We start from the raw sequence: 23,296 nt of genomic DNA, 5'->3' as shown, positions 1-23,296 counted from the left end.
ATCGGGTAGTTCTGGGATAGCGGGACTCGCGCTCGACAAGTTTCGGCGTGTTCGGGGCGCCTGGCTGTCAGCGCGGCTCGGCCTGGCGAAACTGTCGGAAGAGCTCCTGGCGGCGGTGCCGCTTCACACGGTACGCGAGCGTCGCATCGCGCTGGATGATGTTTGACACGGCCGCCAGGCCTCGATAGGAGACGTTCATGCCGCAGACTCCCGAGGAAGAATCCCTGGGCTCGCTGGTCGCCCAGGCGAGCAGTCAGATCTCGGACCTGGTCCGCTCGGAGATCGAGCTGGCCAAGGCCGAGTTCAGGTTCGACGCCAAGCGGGTCGGCACGGCCGGCGGCCTGTTCGCCGCCGCCGCCTTCATGGCGCACCTGTGCCTGATCCTCGCCTCATTCACGATCGCGTTCGTGCTGGCGCAGTGGCTGCCCAATTGGCTCGCCTTCCTCATCGTGACCGTGTTCTACCTGGTGGTGGCGGGTCTGCTGGTGTTCATCGGAGTCAGGCGGCTCAAGGGGCTGGCCGGGATGAAGCGCACCGCCAGGTCGATCAAGGGGCTCAAGGAGATCGCCACGCCCGAGGACGAGACGCTGCCCGCGGTTCGTCCCGATCGTGAGCCGGTGACACGTGATGGCACCTGACGAGTCGGTCGTCGAGATCGAGGGGCCCTGGACGCACCGCGCGGTCCACGCGGGCGGCACCCGCTTCCACGTCGTCGAGGCGGGCGAAGGGCCGCTGGTGCTGCTGCTGCACGGGTTCCCGCAGTTCTGGTGGACGTGGCGCAACCAGCTCGTCTCGCTGCCGAAGGCGGGCTACCGGGCGGTCGCGGCCGATCTGCGCGGCTACGGCGGCAGCGACAAGCCGCCGCGCGGCTACGACCTGCCCACGCTGGCCGCCGACGCGACCGGCCTGATCAGGGCGCTGGGCGAGACCGGGGCGATCGTGGTGGGGCACGACTGGGGCGGGCTGCTGGCCTGGACCATGGCCGTGCTCGATCCCAAGTGCGTGCACCGGCTGGTCGCCGTGTCCGCGCCGCATCCGCTGCGCCTGCGCAAGGCGCTGCTGACCGACCCGTTCGGCCAGCTCAGGGCCAGCCGGCAGGCGCTGGGCCACCAGCTGCCGCTGCTGCCCGAGCACCGGCTCAGGCGCCGCGAAGGGGCCCTGGTGGGCCGGTTGCTCGACGACTGGTCGCGGCCCGGCTGGCCCGATGCCGAGACCGCGCGCACATACCGTGAGGCGTTCCGCATCCCCGCCGTGGCACACTGCGCGCTGGAGTATCACCGCTGGTTCGGCCGCTCCCAGCTGCGCCCGGACGGCCGCCGCTACGCCAGGGCCATGCGCACCGCGGTCGAGGCCCCCACGCTCCACCTGCACGGGGCGCTCGACCCGCGCGCCCTGCCGCGTACGGCGCACGGCTCGGGCCGCTACGTGGCGGCCCCGTACCGGTGGCGGCTGCTCGAAGGAGCCGGCCACTTCCCCCATGAGGAGATCCCCGACGTGTTCGACACCGAGTTGCTCGGCTGGCTGGCCGATCCGGAGCCCGAACGATGAGAGACCGCGATCCCGAGGGCAGGCCGCGTAACGCCAGGCCGCGCGACGCGTACGGCAGGCCGCTCCCCTACGGCGAACCCGGCGTGCCCCGGGTCCCCGACGACTACGCCCCCACCACCGAGCAGGCCCTGGCCGACGCCCGCGGCTTCCTCGGCGAGGGCCTGCCGTTCAACGCGCACGAGGTGTTCGAGGGCCGCTGGAAATGCGCGCCGGAGGACGAGCGCGAGCTGTGGCAGGGCCTCGCTCAGATCTGCGTCGGGCTGACGCACCTGCAGCGCGGCAACGGGCGCGGGGCGCTGACCCTCTTCGGCCGCGGCGCGGCCAGGGTCCAGGGGTACGGCGGCGCGTACGACGCGGTCGGCAAGGCGGCCTCGGGCTTCGGGCAGGACAGCGACCCCGACGAGGCCATCGCCTCGATCCTGGACAAGCTGCCCGGCTGAGGGCCGGGCGTCAGTCGCACTTCTGGGTGCTGGCCGGGGTCGTGTCGTCGCGGCCCTGGGCCGCGTCGGGGGCGACCTCCTCGGCCGTCAGGACGTAGCCGGTCTCCTCTTCGTTGATCGCGGCGGCGAAGATCACGCCGTAGACCCGGCCGTCCACCGTGAGCAGCGGGCCGCCCGAGTTTCCGGGCAGCACCTTCCCGCGGATCGCGTAGACCTTGCGCCTGACCGTGGCGTCGCGGTAGATGTCGGGCGCCTCGGCCTCGAGCTGGCCGCCGATCCTGGCCGGCTCCGCGGTGAACCCCTTGCTCTTGGGGAACCCGGCGATGATGGCGCTGTCGCCGCGCGAGCCGTCGCCGTCGAAGGAGAGCTGCGGCAGGTCGAGGCCGGGCACGTAGAGGATGGCGATGTCGCGGCGCGGGTTGTAGCGCACGACGGTGGCCGCGTGGGGCGTGTTGGTGGAGTCGATGACCTGCAGGTCACGGGTCACGCCGGCGACCACGTGGGCGTTGGTCATGATCCGGCCGGGGGCGTAGACGAAGCCGGTGCCCTCGATGTGCTTGTTGCAGCTCTCCGCGTTGCCCTGGACCTTGACGATGGCCCGCCGGGCCCGGCTCAGCTTGGAGCCCTGCAGCACGCTCTGGTCGGGCGGCGGCACGTCGATGATCGTGCCCCCGCCGATGGCGTCGAAGACCGGCGGGAACTCCGACCGGTCGACGAACTTCTTGAACGGCTGCTGCCAGTTGCGCGCGGCCTGCGGGATCACGTCGTCGACGGTGGTCAGCAGCGCGGAGTTCTTCACCTGGTCGACGAGGGGGCTGAAGGCCGTGGAGACGATCAACGAGCCGATCAGCCAGGCGATCACCAGCACGGACAGCGCGCTGGAGAACGTGCCGCCGACCGCGTCTGCGACCTTGGCGGGCTCCCACGTGACGTGGCTGCGCACGACGGCGCCGAGCGTCGAGGACGCGAACTGGCCGATGGTGGCGGCCAGGAAGACGATCACGATGGCCAGCAGCGCCTGCGGGGTGTCGCCGCTGACCAGGGCCTTGGAGATCGGTGGCGCGATGAAGACGCCCAGCACGGCCCCGCCGACGAACCCCACGAAGCTCATCGCCCCGATGATGAAGCCCTGCCGGTAACCCGAGACGCCGAAGGCGATCACGAGGCCGATCAAGATGAGGTCAAGCAGATCACCGCGCACGCTTCAAAGCTAACCAGGGATACGGTCAAGTGTGCACGTCTTCCGCCAGGACGGCGTCACCGCGTGGCTACCTTGAGCGGTATGCCGTCGGCCGAGGGAACAGTGCGCGATCTCATCGAGGCAGCTCTGTGCGACACCGACCCCGACGGCCCCCTGCGCTGGCACGTGATCTCCGTGCTGCGTCAGCGCGGTGATCTGGAGTCCTTCATCGAGGCGCGCCGGCTGTGCGCCGCGGACACCGTGGCCGAGCGGCTGCTCGGCGTGGACATCATGGGGATGCTGCGGCCGTTCGTGGACCGCACTCTGCCGGTGCTGCGCTACCTGGCGGCCAGCGAGGACGACGCCATGGTGCTCTACTCGGTGCTGATCGCGTTCGGGCACCTGGCCGACCCGCGGTCGCTGCCGTCCGTGATCGAGCTGGCGGGCCACGAGGACGCGAGGGTGCGCTACGGCGCGGCGTACGCGCTGCAGCACGTGCTCGGCGATCCCCCCGACCGGGCCGGCCTGGAGACGCTGCGCGCGCTGGCGGCCGACAGCGACAAGGACGTGGCCGGCTGGGCCTCCCTGGGCGTGGCCCTGCGCTCGGCCCGCTAACCCCTCGACGCCAGGTCGATCACTTCCTGCGGGAGGTCCTCCACCTGCGCGGAGTCCCACGGGCGCTCCAGCCCGCCCGCGCGCAGCACGGTGTCGAGCACCATCGCGGTGAACCCCCACACCAGCATCCCCCGCACCCGGAACGCCGGCCCCGCCGTCCCGCGCGGATGCCGCAGCGTGACCCGGTTGGCGGGATCGACCAGCTCGGCGATCGGCACCCGCTCCACGGACTCCACCTCGTGCGGCGAGGCCGCGTGCACGGCCGACGGCTCGCGCCACCAGGCGATCACGGGCGTGACCCGGTTGTCGCTGTGGCCGAGGTACAGCTCGGGCATCGTGCACAGCACGTGGACGCCCGCGGGATCGACCCCGGTCTCCTCCTCGGCCTCGCGCAGCGCCGCCGCGACGGGCCCGCCGTCGTCGGGGTCGACGCCGCCGCCGGGGAAGGCGGGCTGGCCCGGGTGCCTGCGCCCGCGCGTGCTGCGCTGGATGAGCAGGACGTCGGGGCCGAGCGGCCCCTCGCCGAACAGCATCAGCACCGCCGCGGCCCGGCCGCTCCCGTTGGGAGGCGTCCACCATCCCGGTACGTCGAAGCGCTGAGCCTGCGCCGCCAGTCGGTCGAGCCAGTCGGGCACTTGGGTCACGCATCCTCCAACACGCCGGGCCTCCGGGGACTTCCCGCGATCACGAGAAGGGGCCGGACCTGACGAGCTTCTCGGCCTCGGCCGCCGCCGTGGGGCCGGTGCCGTACGACGGGCAGAGCGCGGCCAGCGGGCACACGCCGCACGCGGGCCGGCGCGCGTGGCAGATGCGGCGGCCGTGCCAGATCACCCGATGGGAGAAGATCGTCCACTCGCGTTTGGGCAGCAGCTCCCCCACGACGTGCTCGATCTTGACGGGGTCGGTCTCCTCCGTCCAGCCGAAACGCCGTACCAGCCGCTGGAAGTGGGTGTCGACGGTGAGGCCCGGCACGTCGAACGCGTTGCCCAGCACCACGTTGGCGGTCTTGCGGCCCACGCCGGGCAGGGTGACCAGGTCCTTCAGCTTGCCGGGCACCTCGCCGCCGTACTTCTCGCAGACCGCCTGTGCCATGCCGATGATGCTGTTGGTCTTCGCGCGGAAGAAGCCGGTCGAGCGGATGATCTCTTCCATCTCGGACCGGTCGGCGGCGGCGTAGTCCTCCACTGTCGGATATTTCGCGAACAGGACGGGGGTGACCATGTTGACCCGCTTGTCCGTGCACTGGGCGGAGAGGATGGTCGCGACCAGGAGTTCTAACGGGTTGCCGAAGTCGAGCTCGCAGTGGGCCTCTGGATAGGTGTCCGCGAGGATGCGGTTGATCTTGCGGGCCCGCCGTACCAATGCGAGCCGGGTCTCCGGCTTGCGCCCCGCCGCGTTCGTGGCCATGCCGCAAGACTAGAAGCTTCCGCGAACCGTTGAACCCAGGACCGCCTTCTCGCGTACAAGGGGGCGACACGGGAGGCGGTGGCCATGAGCGGTCAGGGTGCGGTGCTGTCGGACTTCGTGCGTACATCGGGGCCTTTGCGGGGGCAGGCGCTGCATCGCCTGGCCCTGGCCTGCGCCTCCGCGGTGGCCAAGCTGCACGCCCGCGGCAACGTGGGGCTCCGGCTCAGCCACAAGAGCGTCGCGCTCGGCGCCCACGGCCAGGTGCTGATCGGCTGGCAGCCCGGCGTCACGCCGGGCTCGGCGGCCGACGACGTGCTGGCCTGGGCCGACCTGGTGGTCTTCGCGGCCACGGGCCGCACGGACGGCGACCCCGCCGTCCTGCCTCCCGCGCTGCACCTGGCGGTACGGCAGTGCCGCCAGGCCGACCCCACGGCCCGCCCGCGCGCGGCCGACGTGCTCCGCGTGCTGCTCGGCCAGTCGGTGGCGGCCGCGGTGGCCTCCGTGGACGGCCTTCTCGCCTCCTGAGACTCTTCTGCGGCACAGGGGAGGGTCGATAGCCCCTGAAATCAGGGCATCAGGTACCTTTCCCCTGGATACGACTCATCCGACAAGCGCAGAACACTCCAGCATTCCCATAACCTGTGTGTGCCACGCAGAGTGGGGTGAGTCACAATGGCAGCAGAGGAGGCAGAGTGAACACCGAAGATGTGCTGGGCAAGGCCCCCCTGTTCGCCGCGCTGGACCGCGAGAGCGCCGCGGCGCTGCGTACGAGCATCACGGAGGTCCAGCTCTCCAAGGGACAGACGCTCTTCCACGAGAACGAGACCGGCGACCGGCTCTACGTCGTGCTGGAAGGCAAGATCAAGCTGTCCCGCACCTCGCCCGACGGACGGGAAAACCTGCTGAGCGTGCTCGGGCCGAGCGAGATGTTCGGCGAGCTGTCGCTGTTCGACCCGCGGCCGCGTACGGCCTCTGCGACGGCGCTGACCGACGTGCGGCTGGCCGGGCTCGGCCACGACGACCTGCGCCCCTGGCTGACCGGCCGCCCCGAGGTGGCGCTCCACCTGCTGCGCGCGCTCGCCCAGCGGCTGCGCCGCACCAACGACGTGCTGGCCGACCTGGTCTTCACCGACGTGCCCGGGCGCGTGGCCAAGCAGCTGCTCGACCTGGCCGAGCGGTTCGGCACCAAGACGGACGACGGCCTGCGGGTGCACCACGACCTGACGCAGGAGGAGCTGGCCCAGCTCGTCGGCGCCTCGCGCGAGACGGTCAACAAGGCGCTGGCCGACTTCGCCCAGCGCGGCTGGCTGCGGATCGAGGCCAAGGCCGTGGTCATCCTCGACATGGACCGGCTCTACAACCGGTCCAGGTAGTCGAGCTGGGCCACGACCGACATCTCGGCGGCGGCCCAGAGGGAGCGGTCGACGTCGGCGTACACGATCTTGACGATCTCGCGCGGCGTGCTCGCGCCCTGGGCGCGCGCCGCCCTGATCTGGTCGAGGCGCCGGCGCCGGTGGGCGATGTAGCCGTCCAGCGCGGCGATCGGGTCGGGCAGCACGGGGCCGTGGCCGGGCAGCAGCGCCCGCGCCTCCAGGCCCTCCGCGGCCGCCCTGAGCCGGTCGAGGCTGCGGAGATAGTCGGCCAGGCCGCCGTCGCGGGCGATGATCGTGGTGCCCCTGCCGAGCACGGTGTCGCCGGTCAGCATCGCGCGGTCCTGCGGCAGCCAGAAGCAGAGCGAGTCGAACGAGTGGCCCGGCGTGCCGTACACGTGGATCTCCAGCCCCGCCACGGTCACCACGTCGCCGTCGGCGAGCCCCTCCTCGCCCAGCCGGTGCCGCGGGTCGAGCGCCCGGACGGGGGCGCGCACCATCTCGGCGAAGCGCCTGGCGCCGCCGCTGTGGTCGAAGTGCCCGTGGGTCAGCAGGATCTCGGTGACGCGCCGCTCCCCGAGGTGATCGCGTACGCGGCGCAGATGCGCCTCGTCCTCCGGCCCCGGATCCACCACCACCACGTCGTCCCCGCCGATGACCCAGGTGTTGGTGCCGTCGAGCGTCATGGCGGACGGGTTGGGCGCGAGCAGGTTCTCGGCGTGCTCGGTACGGGAGCCGTCGGGCGTCCCGATCGGGATGTGCAGGCCGCTCACCGGGTCACCAGCCGCATCTCGCCCTGGATCTCCACGGCCTTCGGCATGATCGGCACGATCTCCCTGCGCTCGGCCAGGATCCCCGCCACGCCGTCGTGGGCCGCCAGCTCGCTCAGCGTGTGGTACGTCGGCGGCATCAGGAAGATCTCCCCCCGGTGCGCCAGCTCGATCGCCTCCGCGGGGCGCTTCCAGGCCACCTGGTCGGCCTCACCGCCGACGTCCCGGGTGCGCTGGCCCTCGGGGAGCACGGCGACGAAGAACCGCGTGTCGAAGCGCCTGTGCTCGATCTCCGGGGTGATCCAGTGGGCCCACGGTTTGAGCAGGTCGGACCGGAGCACCAGGCCGCGCCTGGCGAGGAAGTCGGCGAAGCCCAGGCTCCTGTCGATCAGCGCCAGCCGGTCGGACTCCCAGTCGTCGCCCGTCGTGTCGGCGACCACGGAATCGGGCCCTGGACCGGCCAGCAGCACGCCGGACTCCTCGAACGTCTCGCGTACGGCCGCGCACACCAGCCCGCGCGCGACCTGCTCGCTCGCGTTGAAGACCGTGCCCCACTCGGCCGGTGACGGGCCGGCCCAGGCGACGGCCTGGTCGGTGTCGCGGACGTCCACCGAGCCGCCGGGGAAGACGTACGCGCCCGCCGCGAAGGCCATCGTGGCCTTGCGCCGCAGCAGGTACGCTTCCGGTCCTTCCCGCAGAATCACGACCGTGGCGGCGTCGCGGGCCGGGACCGGCTCGACCCGCCCCGCGAGGAGGTCCCGCGCCCGCGCGGCTAGCTCGGCTGGAAGCAGCAATCCGGTCACATCGGTCATAGTGCCTCAGGCTACTTCGGCGATCAGCTCCACTTCCACAGGTGCGTCCAGCGGGAGGACGGCCACGCCCACGGCGCTGCGGGCATGCCTGCCCGGCTCGCCCAGCACCTCGGCGAGCAGCTCGCTGGCGCCGTTGCCGACCTTGGGCTGCTCGGTGAAGGACGGTTCGCTGGCCACGAACACCACGACCTTCACGATCCGCACGACCTTCTGCAGGTCGCCCACCTCGGCCTTCAGGGCGGCAAGCGCGTTGAGCGCGCAGATGCGGGCCTGCTCCGCGCCCTCCTCGGTGGTCAGGTCGGCCCCGAGCTTGCCGGTCCGCTGCAGCTTGCCGTCGACGAACGGCACCTGGCCGGAGGTGTAGACGAGGTTGCCCGTGCGCACGGCCGGCACGTAGGCGCCCGCCGGCGCCGCCACCTCGGGCAGCGTCAGGCCGAGCTCGGCGATCTTCTGCTCGGGGGTCACTGCTTCTCCCTCTTGAAGTAGGCGACGAGCTGCTCGGGCGTGGCACCCTGAACGATCTGGACCAGCTCCCAGCCGTCGGAGCCGAAGTTGTCCAGGATCATCTTGGTGTTGTGGATCAGCACCGGGGCGGTGAGGTACTCCCATTTCTTCATGAAGGTCAGCTTCTCACAAGAAACCCGCCCGCCGGCCTGCCTTGTGCCTGCTCAGACGGTGGTCGCCGGCAAGTTCCCGGCCGAGGTGTGAGCAATCTCAAAGGGTGGTCGTCGGCTTCCGGCAAATGACCCTTCGGTAGCCTCGAATGGTGGACTCTCCGGACACGGATTGGGCCGGCGTGCGGCTGCACGTGGTCACCGGCAAGGGCGGCACCGGCAAGACGACCGTGGCCGCCGCGCTCGCGCTCGCGCTGGCCGCGGGCGGTCGCAAGGTGCTCCTCGTCGAGGTCGAGGGCAGGCAGGGCATCGCGCAGATCTTCGACCTGCCGCCGCTGCCCTACGAGGAGCGCAAGATCGCCGTGGCGCCCTCCGGCGGCGACGTGTACGCGCTGGCCGTCGATCCCGAGGAGGCCATGCTCGAGTACATGGAGATGTTCTACGGGATGCGGCGAGCGGGCCGGGCGCTGACCAAGATGGGCGTCGTCGACTTCGCCACCACCGTGGCCCCCGGCTTCCGCGACGTGCTCGTCACGGGCAAGACGACCGAGGCGGTGCGCAGGCGGGGCAAGAACGGCCGCAGGATCTACGACGCGGTCGTGCTCGACGCGCCCCCCACGGGCCGCATCACGCGCTTCCTGAACGTCACCCAGGAGGTGGCGGGCCTGGCCAAGGTCGGGCCGATCAAGAACCACTCCGAGCTGGTCAACGGGGTCGTGAAATCGCCGGAGACGGCGGTGCACTTCGTGACGCTGCTGGAGGAGATGCCCGTGCAGGAGACGCTCGACGGCATCTCCGAATTGCGTTCGGCCGGGCTTCCCGCGGGCGGAATTTTCGTCAATATGGTGCGTGAATCACTGATCCCACAGGCCGCTCTTGACACGGCTGTCAAAGGCCGTTTCGATCCCGGGGAGCTCGTGCTCGGACTCAAGGCCGCCGGGGTGGCCGACGGGGCGGAGGCGACGAGGATCGCCGAGGCGCTCGCCGAGGAGATCTCCGAGCACGCCCGCCGCACCGAGCTGGAGCGCGCCGAGCGCGAGTCGCTGGGCGAGGCCGGGCTGAAGAGCTACGAGCTGCCGCTGCTGGCCGACGGCGTCGACCTGGCCGGCCTGTACGAGCTGGCAGAGAGCATGCGCACCCAAGGAGCAGCGTGAAGAAGCCCGCCGCACTCGACATCGACGCGATACTCGACGACTCCGGCACCAGGATCATCGTCTGCTGCGGAGCCGGCGGGGTGGGCAAGACCACGACCGCCGCGGCGCTCGGGCTGCGGGCCGCCGAACGCGGCAGGTGCGCCGTCGTCCTCACCGTGGACCCCGCGCGCCGGCTGGCCCAGTCGATGGGGCTGACCGAGCTCGACAACACCCCGCGCCTGGTCAGCTCGCCCGAGGGCGGCGGCCAGCTCTACGCCATGATGCTCGACATGAAGCGCACGTTCGACGAGATCATCGAGGCGCACGCCGATCCGGTGCGTGCCGGACAGATCCTGTCGAACCCCTTCTACCAGTCCCTCTCCTCCAGCTTCTCCGGCACGCAGGAGTACATGGCCATGGAGAAGCTTGGCCAGCTGCGCCGGTCGGACGAGTGGGACCTGATCATCGTGGACACGCCGCCGTCGAGGTCCGCGCTCGACTTCCTCGACGCGCCCGAGCGGCTCGGGCGCTTCCTCGACGGACGGTTCATCCGGCTGCTGACGGCACCGGCCAAGGCCGGAGGACGCAGCGCCTTCCGGCTGCTCAACGCCGGGTTCGGGTTGATGGCCGGAGCGATGACCAAACTGCTGGGCGCGCAGGTGATCAAGGATCTGCAGACGTTCGTGTCCGCGCTCGACGCCGTCTTCGGCGGCTTCAGGCAGCGGGCCGAGATGACGTACCAGCTGCTGCAGGCCCCCGGGACGGCCTTCCTCGTGGTGGCCGCGCCCGAGCGGGACGCCATGCGGGAGGCGTCCTACTTCGTCGAAAGGCTCGCCGAAGAGCGCATGCCACTGGCCGGCCTGGTGGTCAACCGCGTGCACATGTCACCCGCCTCGGTCCTCTCGGCCGCCCGTAGCGCCGCGGCCGCGGAGGACCTGGAGGCGCGGGGTGAGCATGAGCTGACCGCCGCCGTGCTGCGGCTGCACGCCGGGCGAATGCAGCTCACCGCTCGCGAGCACCGCGAGCAGGAGCATTTCGTCTCGGCCCACCCCACGGTGCCCGTGGTGCAGGTTCGCGCCATGTCCGAGGACGTCCACGATCTCACTGGTCTGCGGCAGATCGGGGACTTGCTGGCGAGCGCATGAAAGTACGGCCGGCGGACGGCGCCGGCCGTACTACGGCTCGCCGGGCTTGGTTCAGCCCGCGATCAGCTCGTTGGTTCGTTCGTACTCTTCCTTGGCCGACTCGAGCAGGTCTCGCCACGAGTCCACGTCAGGCCGCCGTCGAAGCAGCGCACGCCGTTCGCGTTCGGTCATACCGCCCCACACCCCGAACTCGATGCGGTTGTCCAGCGCATCGGCGAGGCATTCAGTACGGACCGGGCAGCCCCGGCAGATGAGCTTGGCTCTGTTCTGCGCGGCGCCCTGCACGAACAGGGCATCCGGATCCGCACCCTTACAGGCGGCACGGGAGGTCCAATCCGTGATCCACATTGTTCGACCCCACTCCCCTTAGGTGGTCAGTCGTCATTTGGGGCCGACGGGCGCGGGCGCCGAGCCTCCGTATTCAGTTGCCGCAGAGGAGAACGTACGCAACTTCACGTTCGGGCCGACAGACCCCAGAGGACCAATTTCTCGCGGCCATCTTGACCGGGAATGACTAGTCACCCCCGTCAGTCAAGGCGAAATGGTGTCGTGCTACCGATTCGGTCAGTCTTTCCACGTACTCTTGGTAGCGTGCAAGCGCAGCGCAAAGATCGTTCCAACCCCGTCCTCAGCATCCTGCGTCTGATCATCGCCGGATCGGTCGCCGGGGTGCTCGCCGCGGCCGTGGCCCTGCCTGCGGTGGGAGGGGCGGGGATCTCCACGAAGAGCGCTGTGGAAAGCCTCAATCTCAAGCCCGAAGAGCTCGACGAACCCCCTCTTCCCGAACGCACCGTCCTCAAGGACGCCAACGGCAAGCAGTTCGCCCAGTTCTACTTTGAGAACCGGCAGTCTGTCCGCCTTGACCAGGTCGCCCCGATCATGCAGACCGCGCTGATCGCGATCGAGGACTTCCGTTTTTACCAGCACGGGCCGATCGATGTTGAAGGAACGGCCAGAGCGCTCGTGAAGAATTTGTCGGGCGGCGGCGTGATGCAGGGCGGCTCGTCGATCACCCAGCAGTACGTCAAGCAGGTGCTGGTCAACAAGGCCGAGACGCCCGAGGAGCAGGCGGCGGCCATCGCCCCGACGCTCTCCCGCAAGCTGTCCGAGCTGCGTAACGCGATGGCGATCGAGAAGAAGTACTCGAAGAACCAGATTCTCGAGAAATATCTGAACATCGCCTACTTCGGCGCGGGCGCCCACGGCATCCAGGCCGCGGCCCGGCGCTTCTTCGACAAGCCCGCCTCCGAGCTCAACCTCGCCGAGAGCGCCACCCTGGCCGGCGCCGTCCAGAATCCCGCCCGCACCGACCCGAGCGTCGGCCCCGAGTCGCGGGCCCGGCTGCTGCAGCGGCGCAACATCGTGCTCGACCGGATGGCCGAGATCGGCAAGATCTCGCAGCAGGAGGCCGCCGAGGCCAAGGCGAAGAAGCTGGGCTGGAAGAACATCAAGGCGCCCGGCGGCTGCGAGGCCAGCAAATTTCCGTACTTCTGCCTCTACGTCCAGTACGAGATCCTCAACAACGAGGACTTCGGCAAGAACCAGGACGAGCGCAAGAAGCTGCTCCAGCGGGGCGGCCTGACGATCAAGACCACGATCGACCCGAAGATGCAGGCCGCCGCCGACAAGGCGATCAAGAAGTACGTCTCCAGGAAGGACAAGCCCGTGGCCTCGCAGGCCATGGTCGTTCCCGGCACCGGCGAGATCAAGGCCATGGCCGCCTCGCGGAAGTTCGGCGGGAGCAAGAAGAAGAACGAGATGAGCTACAACGTCGTGGCCGACGCGGCGCACGGCGGCGGTCGCGGGTTCCAGCAGGGCTCGACGGCCAAGGTCTACACGCTGGCCGCGGCGCTGGAGGAGGGCCTGAAGTACGGCGACGGCTTCCCGTCGCCCGCGGGCTACCAGGCGAGCGGCTACAGCACGTTCAAGGACTGCAAGGGCAACAACGTCGGCGACCCGTCCCACACCGTGCACAACTCCAGCGAGGGCGGCGGCGGCTTCAAGACGCTGCAGACCGGCACCTGGGGCTCGGTCAACACGTTCTTCCTCAAGCTGGAGGAGAAGGTCGGGCTCTGCAGCGTGGTCAAGATGGCCAAGAAGCTCGGGGTCAAGCGGGCCGACGGGCAGAAGCTGTCGGAGGTGGAGACGTTCACGCTGGGGGTCAACGAGGTCGACCCCGTGACGATCGCCAGCTCGTACGCCGTCTTCGCCTCGCGCGGGCAATACTGCAAGCCGCTGGCGATCACGGAGATCAAGGACAGGAACGGCAAGGCGAAGCAGTACAAGCCGAAGTGCTCCCAGGTCCTGGAGGAGGAGGTCGCCGACGCGGTCAGCGGCATCCTGTCCGGCGTGTTCACCAAGGGCACGATGCAGGAGGTGGGCGGCATCGGGCGCGACGCGGCCGGCAAGACGGGCACGACCGACAACTACGCCTCGGCCTGGTTCGCCGGTTACACCCCCAACATGTCGTCGGCCGTCAGCCTGGGCGACCCGCGCGGCACCAAGGGCAACGAGCTGATCGGGGTCACCATCGGGGGTCGCTACTACTCGTACGTGTACGGGGCCTCCATTTCCGGGCGGATCTGGAAAGACGCGATGCTGACCGCGCTGAAGGGGGTCGAGGCGGCGGAGTTCAAGCCGGTGGACCAGTCGCGGTTCGGCGGGTGCACGGAGAACTGCGCGCCGAAGAAGCCCGAGAAGAAGGACAAGGACGAGGAAGGGCCGCCCACCGACGGGGACGGCGACCCGTTCGACATCTTCAACCCGCAGAACGGGGACCGTGGGGACGGGCCGGGCAACGGCCGTGGCAACGGCCGCGGCCGCTGACCCCAAGGCCCGCTTCGGGTTCCCGCCCTCTGACGGCCCGGCCCCCCACTCCGGCCGCGCCGCCGCCTGACGGCCTGAGGCTCGCTCCGGCCCCCGCCGCTACCCCTGGGCGGCGGGGACCCGTTTCCGGCCCGCTGAGACGCCTCCAGGCCCTTCTGGGGGCGTCCTAGCGCAAGGGGTGATGAGACAGCCGGCCAGCGGGCGACGGAACAACACCCGGGAGGCTCTACCCCGCCAGTCGGGCGCGGACGGCGGCGGCCACGCGGCCGCCCTCGGCCCGCCCGGCGACCTTCGGGTTGACCGCCTTCATGACCTGCCCCATGGCCTGCGGCCCGGCGGCGCCCGTCTCCGCGATGGCGGCGTCGACGAGGGCGCCCAGCTCCTCGTCGCTGAGCTGCGCCGGCAGGTACTCCTCCAGCACCGCCTGCTCGTCCAGCTCGGCCTGCGCCTGCTCGGCCCGCCCCGCGTTACCGAACGCCTCGGCGGCCTCCTTGCGCTTCTTGGCCTCCTTGGTCAGCACCTTGATGACCTCGTCGTCGGTCAGCTCCCGAGCCTCCTTGCCGGCGACCTCCTCGACGTTCACCGCGGCCAGTGCCATCCGAATCGTCCGGAGACGTACCTCGTCCCGGCTCTTAAGCGAGGCCGTCAGATCGGCCTTCAGCTTGTCCTTCAATGCGCTCATGCGCTCCATCTTGCCGTCTGCGCGGACTCCGGACGCCGCGCGCCCGATGTCGGGCATCATGAGAAGGTGAGGAAAGCCGTCGCAGTGCCCTTGTCCATGCTCGGTCTCGGCCTGGCCGGGCTGGGTTACGCCTCTGTCGTGGAGCGCAACTGGTTCCGGCTGCGCCGCTTCGACGTGCCGGTGCTGGAGCGCGGTCAGCGTCCCGTACGCATTCTCCACCTGTCCGACCTGCATCTGACGCCGCGCCGCACGATGCTGATCAACTGGGTCCGCTCCCTGGGCCCGCTGAAGCCGGACCTGGTGGTCAACACCGGCGACTCGATCGCGCACCCGGACGCCGTCCCCTCGCTCCTGCACGCCCTGGAGCCCCTGCTGTCGCGTCCGGGCCTGTTCGTCTACGGCTCCAACGACCTGTACGCGCCCAAGCCCAAAAACCCGGTCCGCTACCTCTGGCGCACCTCCAAGAACGACCGCCGCCAGCACGTGCCCTCCCTGCCCTGGGAGGAGCTGGGGGCCGGCATGGCGGCCGAGGGCTGGCTCGACATGAACAACACCACGGCCCGCATCAAGGTGGGCGACCTCGACGTGGCGGTGGCGGGCATCCACGACTCCCACATCAACCGCGACCGCTACGACCTCGTCGCCGGCCCGGCCCCCGCCGACGCCGACCTCCGGCTGGGCGTCATGCACTCTCCCGAGCCCCGCAACATGACCCGCTTCGCCGCGGACGGCTACCAGTTCCTGCTGGCCGGCCACACCCACGGCGGCCAGCTCTGCATCCCGTTCTACGGCGCCCTGGTGACCAACTGCGGCATCGACCGGGCCCGCGTCAAGGGCCTGAGCCGCCACGACGACGCCTGGCTCCACGTCTCGGCCGGCCTCGGCACCTCCCCTTACGCCCCCGCCCGCTTCGCCTGCTTCCCGGAGGCGTCACTGCTTACCCTCGTTCCTCGCCGTTGACACGGTCACAAGTACCTTGGGAGTCCGCTAGACTTTTCCAAGCACGCGCAAGACGGCGTGCGCCGGGGTGTAGCGCAGCTTGGCAGCGCGCTTCGTTCGGGACGAAGAGGTCGTGGGTTCAAATCCCGCCACCCCGACACGGTAGTTACAGGTCAAGGGCCTGATCACTGGAGACAGTGGTCAGGCCCTTGACCGTTTGACCGTCATTTGGCCGTCCGTCCGAACGGCGCCAGGGGTCACCGGCGGGTTCGAACGAGTTCTCCTGGAACCATGATCAGCCGACTCCACTCAGGAGGACGAGCAACAGCAGGCCGCCGCCCCCTGCTGCCACAGCGGACTCGCTGACCCGACGCTCATGGGGGCGGATGAAGCTCCCATTCCGGTAGTGGACCTGCTCATGCGTCGTTGTCTACACGGTGTCGGTCGGCGAACTCAGACGGTGCGAACGCAGGCGCACTGGCCTGCCGCGAGCGTGCCCTCCGCAGCCTCTGCGGCTTCACGCGTGGTGACTTCGGTCCTGGCGGAGGCAACCGCCGCCGCGGTGCGGGCTCCGGCCTCGGCCTTCCTGATGCGTGGCCGGACCGCCACTGCCGCACGCCCTCCGACCCCGGCCTTCTCCTCGCGCGGCCAGACCACCAGTGCCGTGACAGCTCCGATTACCGCCAGGCCCGCCAGCACGGTCCAGGTGATCGTGAAGCCTGCCTGCGTGGCGACCCAGCCGGCGATGGGATAGGTGACCAACCAGGCCAGGTGGGACAGCGAGAACTGGGCGGCGAAGACCTCGGGAATTCCGGCGGGATCGACCGCCCGGCGAAGCACCCGCCCGGTCGGCGTGACGATCAGCGCCATCCCACCGCCGATCGCCACCCAGATCACCACGGTCGGCAGTGATGCGGCGACGCTCGCCGCGGACATGGTGACCGCCGCGCCGACCGCCGATACCAGCACGGCGGCACCGATCAGCATCACGAACCGGTCCGCCACCCGGTCCAGGACGCGCGGGAGGACGAGGGCCACCAGCAGCGTCCCCGTTCCGGACGCGGCGAGCACCCAGGCGACGTCGGATTGGGCTCCGCCGAGAACGTCGCGGACGTAGTTCACGGTGTTGACGACCACGATGGAGCCGACGGCGGCGACCACGAGGTTCAGTGCCATGACACCGCGCAGACTCGGGGTGGCCGCGAAAGTGCGGATCCCCGCCACGGCCCGGTCCCAGGCGCTCGTACGCGAACTGGGGCGCGCGTTGGGGATGCGCGTGGACAGGACCAGCAGCGCGGACACGGCGAACCCGACGGAGGTGCCGATGAACAGCAGGTTGAACGACATGAAGGTGAGCGCCACAGCCGCGAGCACGGGGCTCAACAGGCTCTCCATGGTGTAGGCCACCTGCGATGCGGACAGGGCGCGGGTGTAGTCGGCCTCCTTGGTCACGATGTCGGGGATGACCGCCTGAAACGTCGGGGTGAATGCCGCTGACGCGGTCTGGAGAGCCCCGATCAGGACGTAGATGTGCCACACCTCGGTGACGAACGGCAGCGCGATCACCACCAGAGCGCGCACCACGTCGAGGATCGTGAGAAACCAGCGTCTGGGCAGCCGATCGACGTACGCGGCCGCGAGCGGTGCGACGACCACGTACGCGACCATCTTGATCGTCAGCGCGGTGGCGAGAACCGCACCGGCACGCGGACCTGCGAGCTCGTACGCGAGCAGCCCCAGCGCGACGGTGGCCAGACCGGTACCGAACAACGCGATGACTTGAGCGCTGAACAGCCGCCGGTAGTCGCGAATCGCGAACAATCCCATGTCCGTCTCCTCCCGGGCAACCGCAGTCACCATCAAGCGCCGAACAGATACCCCTTAGGGGTATGGCGTCGGGAGTTTTGTATACCAGGGTGGGGTATATGTCAATCTATGAATTCGAGCTCGGCAAGTGCGCCACGCCGCCGTAGAGCTGGCGTACGCCCGCCATGGTGCGCGCATGCATGGCGTGCGCTGGTGCCCAAAGCCAGGGACGGGCGAGTGGAGGGCACTATCGTGGCGGCCTGTCTGCGGTTGCGGCCTGACCACGGGGCGGATGCGGTCACGGCCTCGACCAGGACGGCGCTGCGCGGCCTGGCCCGCCGTCATCGGCACCTGAGCGAGGAGATCGCCGAGTTGGACGACCAGCTCGCCCCGCTGGTCACCGCAAGCGGGGCGTTCCCGAGCACTATGTCGCTGTCGCCGGCTCAGGATTGCGACGATCTCCTCGGGGAAACATGGCCGCGGGGACGAGGGCGAGCAGCACCAGGGCCAGGGCCCAGCCGAACGTGACGCCGAACGCCGGCGCGGGACCGGCCTGGGCGCCGGCGAGCCGGTTCTCCAGCACGATCAGGAAGATCGCGGTACCCACTGATCCGCCGATCCGGTTGAGGACGTTCAAGGCGCTCGCGGCGCGCGGTGTCTCCCGTTGGTCGACCGACGCGTAGGCGGCTCCCATCGTCGGACCCATCACGCTGCCGAGCCCCAGCCCCTGGACCACCAAGGAGACGGTGAGTGACCACGCGGCCGGCCCGGCGCTCGCCTGGGTGAAGACGACCGTTCCCACGGCCATGAGCAGGAGGCCGGTGAGCACGACGGTGCGCGCTCCGTGGCGCTGGGCGAGCCGTCCCGCGGCGAACGCGCCGATGGCGGCGCCGATCGCCTGTGGGATGAGGAGCAGCCCGGTGCGGAACGCGTCCGTGTGATGAACCTGCTGGTAGAAGAGCGGCAGCAGGACCATGGAGCTGTAGAGTGCGGCGCCGAGCAGGAACGAGGTCGCAGTCGCGGCAGCGAAGCCGCGGCGGGCGAACAGCCGCACGTCGATCATCGCCGCGTCGCCGGCCCGCAGCGCGTGGAGGACGTAGCCGCCGATCAGGAGCAGCCCGGCGCCGAGGACGGCGGTGACGATGGGCGCTCCCGGTCCGCCGCCTTCGCCCGCCAGGGACAAGCCGTAGATCACGGCAGCCGCACCGGGACACAGCAGGAGCAGGCCGAGCACGTCGAGCGGACGGACGGCGTCCCGTTCGGCGCCGTCGGCGGGCAGCAGGCGTGCGGCGAGCGGGAGTACGGTCAGGCAGATGGGCAGGTTGACGTAGAAGATCCAACGCCAGTCCAGGCTCTGCACGACCAGCCCGCCGAGGACCGGCCCGAGGACCGGTGCGAACATCGCCGGGATCGACAGCAGCCCGAGGACTCGGCCTGCCTGGGACGGCCCGGCTGCTCGTGCCACGATCGCCTGCGAGATGGGGTTCATCAGACCGCCGCCCAGCGCCTGGAGCAGCCGGAAGCCGATGAGTGCGGGAAGCGACCAGGCGAGGCCGCACAGGGCCGAGCCCACCGTGAACAACGCCACAGCGCTGATCCACATCCGCTTGGCGCCGTAGCGCTCGCTCAGCCAGCCCGACAGCGGCATCACCATGGCGATCGCCAGCAGGTATCCGGTCGCCACCCACTGGACGTCGGCCAGCGAGGCGTGGAAGTGGGCGGTCATGGCTTGCGTCGCGACCCCGACGGCCGTCGCGTCCACGGTGGCCAGGATGGGAGCGGCGATCAGGACGAGCCCTATGCGGGTCAGCCGGGGGTCGAGCTTTTCGCGCGTCGACGGGTGCGTGTCCGCGGCCATTGTCACCCTCTCGCCGTGATTAGTTAGGTCGGACCTAAATATAGGTCGGACACTTTATTAGGTCAAACATAATTTTGGGTCCGTCCTTGCGACCGTGGGTAGCATGAGGTCATGAGCGTGCGAGCCGAGGGGTTGCGCGAGGTCAAGAAACGCCGGACGCGTCAGATGATCTCTGACGTCGCGACCCAGCTGTTCAAGGAGCGCGGCTTCGACAAGGTGACGATCGCCGAGGTCGCGAGTGCCGCGGGCGTGGCCAAGATGACGGTCACCAACCACTTCCCGCTCAAGGAGGACCTCGTCCTCGACATGCACGAGGAACACGTCAGCGCGCTCGCCCGGGCGGTCGGGCAGCGCGCCCCGGGCGAGTCCGCCCTGGCCGCCATGCGCCGCGACTATCTCGAACGCGTGCGCCGCCGCGACCCGCTCATCCCCGACGACGACATGGACTGGCAGCGCCTGGTGCGCGATACTCCGGCGCTTCGCGCCCGCCTCCGGCAGATCCACGAGCAGGCCGAGCACGCGCTGGCGGCCGTGCTGGCGGACGAGACCGGCGACGCGGGCATCACGCCCAAACTCGCCGCCGCCCAGCTCGCCGCCGTGGACCGGCTGCTGTTCTTCGAAGGCCAGCGCCTGGTCCTCGACGGCGTGAGCTCCGAGGAGATCTACACCATCCTCGCCGAGACCGCCGACCACGCCTTCGGCCTGCTCGAACCCGCCCTGGGCGGCTACGCCCGCCGTTGAACCCGCGCACCAGCGGCCGGACGGCCACGCGGCCGCCGGTGCGCCAGGCCCATGCCTCGGGTTCGCGCTCACCCGAGAGTGCTCTGCTTACTGGTCCTTGGTCCGCATGGGGCCGCCCACCGCCAGGCCGGATAGGCGCCGAACACCACCCCGGCCAGACCGGCGAGTGCGACCGTCATCGCGGGCCCCGCCCACGTGGCCACCACCCCGCCCGCCAAAACCCCCAGCCCCTGTACGGTGATGAGCCCGGAGGACAGCACGCCCATCCCCTGAGCGCGCGAACCGTCCGGGAGAATCCGCACGAACAAGGCGCCCACCTGCATCTGGCAGCAGATCGACAGAGCACCCGACAGTCCGAACAAGACCGCGGACACGGCCAGGCCGGGGCTGAGCACGCACAACATCAACGGCACGCCCGTCAGCAGTGCCAGCGCGCCCAGCGTCCTGCTCCTCATCGTCTCGGGGACGTACCGGCCGAAGACGAAGGCGCCGATCACGCAGCCGATCGGGTCCGCCGCCATGATCACGCCCACTGCCACCGCCGAGCTGACGTTCAACGCGTCCGCGTAGGGAGCAGCCAGGCCCTCCGGCACGATGTAGAAGCCGGCCAGCCAGCTCAGCGCCGTCAGCGACCGCAGCCGTGGATCCCGCCATACGGCGGCCAACCCGAACCCGCCGGTCGTCATCCTGCGCCGTACCCGCTCGCCTGCCGCCGCGCGCCGGCGCCGCAGCCCGAACCGCACCAGGAGAGCCGACATCATGAACGTCAGCGCGTCGATGACCAGTCCCGTGGCCGACGTGAGCCCTTGAGCCAGCAGGCCGCCGCCGAGGAAGCCGGCGATCTGGGCAGATTGACTGCTGATCTGCCGGATGGACAGGCCCAGGACGTACCTCTCGCCCTTGAGCACGTCGGCATAACCGATGTGATCGCGTCCAACGTGCGCGCCGCCCGCCAGGCCCGCCGTTGGACGCTGGACGAGATGGCAAGCCGCAGCGGTCTGAGCCGGCGTGCCATTGTCCAGATGGGGCCGAGCCGCCCAACGTGCTGGAACTGTGGGACTGGACGATGTTCCCCGGTGAGTCGCACAGCAGCGAAGCGCACACCGCGGGCACCATCGAACACCTCCTCATGATCAGCGGAGAGATCCGCCTCCACGCCGGGGACCAAGAGCTGGACCTGGCCCCCGGAGACGCGGTGAGCTTCAGCGGCGACCAACCGCACACGTACGCGAACGTGTCAGCGCCCGGCGGCCCGGCCCGGTTCACTCTCAGCGTGTTGCAGCCAGGCGTAGGGCTATGACCGCCCGTAGGGCAGAGGGCGGCAAGCACGCGGCGGCCAGGCGTTGACGGATATGTGAATGAGTTATATGAACGAGTCATGTGTTCTCGAACTGCCAACCTCCTGGGGGCCCTCGGCATCGCTCTCGCCGATGCGCAGACCGCCGAGCTGACGGCGTCGTCCGGCCTCGCGCCCACCGACGCGGCGGCGCTCAACGCGGTCGGCGTGGCGCCCGGATGCAGCATCCGGGCGGTGCGGGTCGCTCTCGGCATCACGCACCCCGGCACCGTGCGCACCATCGACCGCCTCGCCGCCGCCGGGCTCGTGGAGCGCCGCGCCGGCGTGGACGGCCGTACGGTCTCCCTGCACCTCACGGCGGCGGGTACGGAGGTGTGGCAGCGGCAGACCGACGCCCGCCTCGGCCGGCTGGAGCGGACGATCGCGCAGCTGGCGCCCGATGAGCGCGCGGACGTCGAGCGGATCGTCTCGGCGCTCCTCACCGCGATCACCGGTGACGAGGAGTCGGCAGAACGGATCTGCCGGCTGTGCGATGAGCACCGCTGCCCGCAGGACCGGTGCCCCGTCACCCTCGCGATCGCCCCGAGCACATGAAGGCCGGCGGGCCGCTCCTGATGGTGGCGAGCGCCGCGACATGGGCGGCCGGGCTGGTCCTCACGAAGGCCACACTCGACGTCACCGGGGCGGCGCCCGGCTCGGTGCTGGTGGTCCAGCTGATCGCCTCCGTCGGCGCGCTCGCCGCCGCGTGCGCGGTCACCGGCGCCTCGCTCAGGGGTGCGTGGCGGCCCGGTTGGGTCGGCCTGCTCGAGCCCGGGATCGCCTACCAGTTAGGACTTGCCGGGCTCGCGCTCACCAGCGCCGCCAACGCGAGCGTGCTGGGGAGCCTCGAGCCGGTGATGGTGCCGCTCATCGCCTGGGCCCTGCTGCGGGAGCGACCGCACTGGCGGCTCGTCGTCGTCATCGCCGGCGCGACGGCGGGCTCGGCGCTGGTGTCGTTCTCAGCGGGCGGAGGCGCCGGGTCGTGGGCGGGCGACGGCCTTGTCGTCGCGAGCGTCGTCGCGGCCGCGTTCTACGTGGTGGTGGCCTCCAGACAGGTCACCGCCATCGCACCGCTTCCTGCGGCGCTCACGCAGCAGGTGTGGGCCCTGGGGTTCGTGATCGTCTGCCAGTTCGTGCTGGCCGGCCCGCTGCGGCTCTCGGTGACGCCGACCCAGCTGCTGCTGGCCGGCGCGGCCGGCATCCTCAACTACGCGTTGCCGTTCTGGCTGTACCTCACCGCCCTCAGGAGGATGCCGGTGGCGCGCGCGGCCGGCTACCTCACGCTGATCCCGGTGTTCGGGGTGCTGGGCGCGGTGCTCGTGCTGGGAGAGCAGGTGACGTGGCTGGACCTCGCCGGGGGCGCGCTCGTGGTCGGCAGCCTGGTCGCCGACGCGCGGACCGCCCCGGCGAGCGACCTTGTGCTCAAGAGAGAGGAAGTCCGATGACCACCTACGGGATCTACGTCTTCGACGGGGTTCAGGAGCTCGACTTCGTCGGCCCTTGGGAGGTGTTCCACGGGTCCTCCCGGCGCCGGGGCCGCGTCGACACGGTCGTGCTCATCGCGGAGGGGCCCGGCCTCATTCGCTGCGCCAACGGCATGCGGGTGATGCCCGACCACACCCTGGCCGACCACCCACCGCTGGACGTGCTCCTGGTCCCGGGCGGCGCCCATTCGCGGATCGAGGCGGGAATGCGGAACCCCGCGATCACGGACTGGATCAAGACCACGGCCGCGAAGGTCGAGTGGGTCACGAGCGTGTGCACCGGCGCGTTCCTCATGCGCGCCGCAGGGGTGTCGCGCGGCCGGCGGGTGGCCACGGAACGAGCCCTCGAGGACGAGTTGGAGCGACTTGGGGACCTCACGGTGGTACGTGACGCCCGGTACGTGGTGGACGGCAACCTGGTGTCCAGCCAGGGCGTGTCCGCGGGGATCGACATGGCGTTGTGGCTCGTGGGGCGCATCCACGGCCGCGACCATGCCCGCGCTGTCCGGAACGCGATCCAGTACGAGCCCGCCCCGCCGTACCTCGCCGACGAACCTGGCTGCGGCTAGATCGCGGCGCGCCGACCGGGC

At 70.3% G+C, this 23,296-nt stretch carries 28 protein-coding genes and 1 tRNA gene; 16 read left to right on the top strand and 13 right to left on the bottom strand.

Annotated elements, in window-relative coordinates; all coding sequences use genetic code 11:
• Positions 1-67: 67 nt before the first annotated feature.
• Complete coding sequence (locus tag H4W80_RS63005) at positions 68-199, bottom strand: hypothetical protein (RefSeq protein WP_264086021.1); 132 nt, start codon at positions 197-199, stop codon at positions 68-70.
• On the opposite strand from H4W80_RS63005, the gene H4W80_RS37600 reads away from it, so the two are divergent.
• Genes H4W80_RS37600 through H4W80_RS37590 form a run of 3 tightly spaced genes read left to right on the top strand, consistent with a single transcriptional unit; the run spans position 198 to position 1,988 of the window.
• A complete protein-coding gene (locus H4W80_RS37600; protein WP_192789404.1) occupies positions 198-638 on the top strand; it encodes a phage holin family protein in 441 nt (146 codons plus the stop codon). The two genes, H4W80_RS63005 and H4W80_RS37600, sit on opposite strands and share 2 nt — an antisense overlap.
• Positions 628-1,548, top strand: coding sequence for an alpha/beta fold hydrolase (locus tag H4W80_RS37595; RefSeq protein WP_192789403.1), 921 nt, complete (start codon positions 628-630; stop codon positions 1,546-1,548). Before H4W80_RS37600 ends, H4W80_RS37595 begins: the two co-directional genes overlap by 11 nt.
• Positions 1,545-1,988: a DUF309 domain-containing protein gene (locus H4W80_RS37590; protein WP_192789402.1), complete on the top strand. Its 444-nt coding sequence runs from the start codon at positions 1,545-1,547 to the stop codon at positions 1,986-1,988. Before H4W80_RS37595 ends, H4W80_RS37590 begins: the two co-directional genes overlap by 4 nt.
• 10 nt (positions 1,989-1,998) lie before the next feature.
• Here the strand turns inward: H4W80_RS37590 and H4W80_RS37585 are convergent, their stop codons facing one another.
• Positions 1,999-3,189: a MarP family serine protease gene (locus tag H4W80_RS37585; protein ID WP_192789401.1), complete on the bottom strand. Its 1,191-nt coding sequence runs from the start codon at positions 3,187-3,189 to the stop codon at positions 1,999-2,001.
• A gap of 81 nt (positions 3,190-3,270) precedes the next feature.
• Here H4W80_RS37585 and H4W80_RS37580 point away from each other — a divergent pair, with 81 nt between their 5' ends.
• Positions 3,271-3,783, top strand: coding sequence for a HEAT repeat domain-containing protein (locus H4W80_RS37580; protein WP_192789400.1), 513 nt, complete (start codon positions 3,271-3,273; stop codon positions 3,781-3,783).
• Here the strand turns inward: H4W80_RS37580 and H4W80_RS37575 are convergent.
• Together H4W80_RS37575 and nth are read right to left on the bottom strand one after the other, a co-directional pair.
• A complete protein-coding gene (locus H4W80_RS37575; RefSeq protein ID WP_192789399.1) occupies positions 3,780-4,427 on the bottom strand; it encodes an NUDIX hydrolase in 648 nt (215 codons plus the stop codon). The genes H4W80_RS37580 and H4W80_RS37575 overlap by 4 nt on opposite strands.
• Before the next feature lie 40 nt (positions 4,428-4,467).
• On the bottom strand, positions 4,468-5,190 hold the full coding sequence (nth, locus tag H4W80_RS37570) for an endonuclease III (RefSeq protein ID WP_192789398.1): 723 nt from the start codon (positions 5,188-5,190) through the stop codon (positions 4,468-4,470).
• A gap of 84 nt (positions 5,191-5,274) precedes the next feature.
• On the opposite strand from nth, the gene H4W80_RS37565 reads away from it, so the two are divergent.
• The gene (locus H4W80_RS37565; RefSeq protein WP_192789397.1) at positions 5,275-5,715 is read left to right on the top strand and encodes a hypothetical protein; all 441 of its coding nucleotides are present in this window, start codon (positions 5,275-5,277) and stop codon (positions 5,713-5,715) included.
• A gap of 167 nt (positions 5,716-5,882) precedes the next feature.
• Entirely contained in the window at positions 5,883-6,563 is a 681-nt protein-coding gene (locus tag H4W80_RS37560) for a Crp/Fnr family transcriptional regulator (protein ID WP_185069893.1), read from the top strand.
• Here H4W80_RS37560 and H4W80_RS37555 read toward each other — a convergent pair.
• From H4W80_RS37555 to H4W80_RS37540, 4 genes are read right to left on the bottom strand one after another with little or no spacing between them, the layout of a single operon-like run.
• Positions 6,545-7,333 (bottom strand): MBL fold metallo-hydrolase, encoded by a 789-nt coding sequence (locus H4W80_RS37555; RefSeq protein WP_192789396.1) that lies wholly within the window; start codon positions 7,331-7,333, stop codon positions 6,545-6,547. The genes H4W80_RS37560 and H4W80_RS37555 overlap by 19 nt on opposite strands.
• The gene (locus tag H4W80_RS37550; RefSeq protein ID WP_192789395.1) at positions 7,330-8,142 is read right to left on the bottom strand and encodes an NUDIX hydrolase; all 813 of its coding nucleotides are present in this window, start codon (positions 8,140-8,142) and stop codon (positions 7,330-7,332) included. The genes H4W80_RS37555 and H4W80_RS37550 overlap by 4 nt, the downstream gene beginning before the upstream one ends.
• Positions 8,143-8,148: 6 nt before the next feature.
• Complete coding sequence (locus tag H4W80_RS37545; protein WP_192789394.1) at positions 8,149-8,607, bottom strand: RidA family protein; 459 nt, start codon at positions 8,605-8,607, stop codon at positions 8,149-8,151.
• Positions 8,604-8,759, bottom strand: coding sequence for a Sp36 family protein (locus tag H4W80_RS37540; protein ID WP_091100512.1), 156 nt, complete (start codon positions 8,757-8,759; stop codon positions 8,604-8,606). The genes H4W80_RS37545 and H4W80_RS37540 overlap by 4 nt, the downstream gene beginning before the upstream one ends.
• 146 nt (positions 8,760-8,905) lie before the next feature.
• Between H4W80_RS37540 and bagA the strand changes: the two genes are divergently transcribed.
• Positions 8,906-9,910, top strand: coding sequence for an ATPase BagA (gene bagA / locus H4W80_RS37535; protein ID WP_192789393.1), 1,005 nt, complete (start codon positions 8,906-8,908; stop codon positions 9,908-9,910).
• The gene (bagB, locus tag H4W80_RS37530) at positions 9,907-11,034 is read left to right on the top strand and encodes an ATPase BagB (RefSeq protein ID WP_192789392.1); all 1,128 of its coding nucleotides are present in this window, start codon (positions 9,907-9,909) and stop codon (positions 11,032-11,034) included. The genes bagA and bagB overlap by 4 nt, the downstream gene beginning before the upstream one ends.
• Positions 11,035-11,085: 51 nt before the next feature.
• On the opposite strand, the gene H4W80_RS37525 is transcribed toward bagB, so the two are convergent.
• On the bottom strand, positions 11,086-11,382 hold the full coding sequence (locus H4W80_RS37525; protein WP_090771382.1) for a WhiB family transcriptional regulator: 297 nt from the start codon (positions 11,380-11,382) through the stop codon (positions 11,086-11,088).
• 243 nt (positions 11,383-11,625) lie between these two features.
• Between H4W80_RS37525 and H4W80_RS37520 the strand changes: the two genes are divergently transcribed.
• Complete coding sequence (locus H4W80_RS37520) at positions 11,626-13,860, top strand: transglycosylase domain-containing protein (RefSeq protein WP_318787243.1); 2,235 nt, start codon at positions 11,626-11,628, stop codon at positions 13,858-13,860.
• Positions 13,861-14,086: 226 nt separating this feature from the next.
• Here the strand turns inward: H4W80_RS37520 and H4W80_RS37515 are convergent, their stop codons facing one another.
• Positions 14,087-14,542, bottom strand: coding sequence for a GatB/YqeY domain-containing protein (locus H4W80_RS37515; RefSeq protein ID WP_192789390.1), 456 nt, complete (start codon positions 14,540-14,542; stop codon positions 14,087-14,089).
• Between the two features lie 96 nt (positions 14,543-14,638).
• On the opposite strand from H4W80_RS37515, the gene H4W80_RS37510 reads away from it, so the two are divergent.
• Together H4W80_RS37510 and H4W80_RS37505 are read left to right on the top strand one after the other, a co-directional pair.
• Positions 14,639-15,502, top strand: coding sequence for a metallophosphoesterase (locus H4W80_RS37510; RefSeq protein WP_192793977.1), 864 nt, complete (start codon positions 14,639-14,641; stop codon positions 15,500-15,502).
• Between the two features lie 63 nt (positions 15,503-15,565).
• A tRNA-Pro gene (locus tag H4W80_RS37505) sits at positions 15,566-15,639 on the top strand.
• Between the two features lie 295 nt (positions 15,640-15,934).
• Here H4W80_RS37505 and H4W80_RS37500 read toward each other — a convergent pair.
• Together H4W80_RS37500 and H4W80_RS37495 are read right to left on the bottom strand one after the other, a co-directional pair.
• Positions 15,935-17,308, bottom strand: coding sequence for an MFS transporter (locus H4W80_RS37500; protein WP_192789389.1), 1,374 nt, complete (start codon positions 17,306-17,308; stop codon positions 15,935-15,937).
• A gap of 403 nt (positions 17,309-17,711) precedes the next feature.
• A complete protein-coding gene (locus H4W80_RS37495) occupies positions 17,712-19,145 on the bottom strand; it encodes an MDR family MFS transporter (protein ID WP_192789388.1) in 1,434 nt (477 codons plus the stop codon).
• 111 nt (positions 19,146-19,256) lie between these two features.
• On the opposite strand from H4W80_RS37495, the gene H4W80_RS37490 reads away from it, so the two are divergent.
• Positions 19,257-19,886: a TetR/AcrR family transcriptional regulator gene (locus tag H4W80_RS37490; RefSeq protein WP_192789387.1), complete on the top strand. Its 630-nt coding sequence runs from the start codon at positions 19,257-19,259 to the stop codon at positions 19,884-19,886.
• Positions 19,887-19,954: 68 nt separating this feature from the next.
• Here the strand turns inward: H4W80_RS37490 and H4W80_RS37485 are convergent, their stop codons facing one another.
• Positions 19,955-20,794: an MFS transporter gene (locus H4W80_RS37485; protein ID WP_192789386.1), complete on the bottom strand. Its 840-nt coding sequence runs from the start codon at positions 20,792-20,794 to the stop codon at positions 19,955-19,957.
• Positions 20,795-20,928: 134 nt separating this feature from the next.
• On the opposite strand from H4W80_RS37485, the gene H4W80_RS37480 reads away from it, so the two are divergent.
• From H4W80_RS37480 to H4W80_RS37465, 4 genes are all read left to right on the top strand, one after another.
• Positions 20,929-21,186, top strand: coding sequence for a cupin domain-containing protein (locus tag H4W80_RS37480; protein WP_318787242.1), 258 nt, complete (start codon positions 20,929-20,931; stop codon positions 21,184-21,186).
• Between the two features lie 78 nt (positions 21,187-21,264).
• On the top strand, positions 21,265-21,777 hold the full coding sequence (locus tag H4W80_RS37475; RefSeq protein ID WP_192789385.1) for a MarR family winged helix-turn-helix transcriptional regulator: 513 nt from the start codon (positions 21,265-21,267) through the stop codon (positions 21,775-21,777).
• A complete protein-coding gene (locus H4W80_RS37470; RefSeq protein WP_192789384.1) occupies positions 21,741-22,667 on the top strand; it encodes a DMT family transporter in 927 nt (308 codons plus the stop codon). Before H4W80_RS37475 ends, H4W80_RS37470 begins: the two co-directional genes overlap by 37 nt.
• Positions 22,664-23,275, top strand: coding sequence for a DJ-1/PfpI family protein (locus H4W80_RS37465; RefSeq protein ID WP_192789383.1), 612 nt, complete (start codon positions 22,664-22,666; stop codon positions 23,273-23,275). Before H4W80_RS37470 ends, H4W80_RS37465 begins: the two co-directional genes overlap by 4 nt.
• Positions 23,276-23,296 lie beyond the last annotated feature (21 nt).

This window comes from Nonomuraea angiospora (assembly GCF_014873145.1).
GTDB classification, from domain to species: Bacteria; Actinomycetota; Actinomycetes; order Streptosporangiales; family Streptosporangiaceae; genus Nonomuraea; species Nonomuraea angiospora.
Note: the sequence above shows the minus strand (reverse complement) of the source record. Positions and strands in the feature narration are given on the sequence as shown.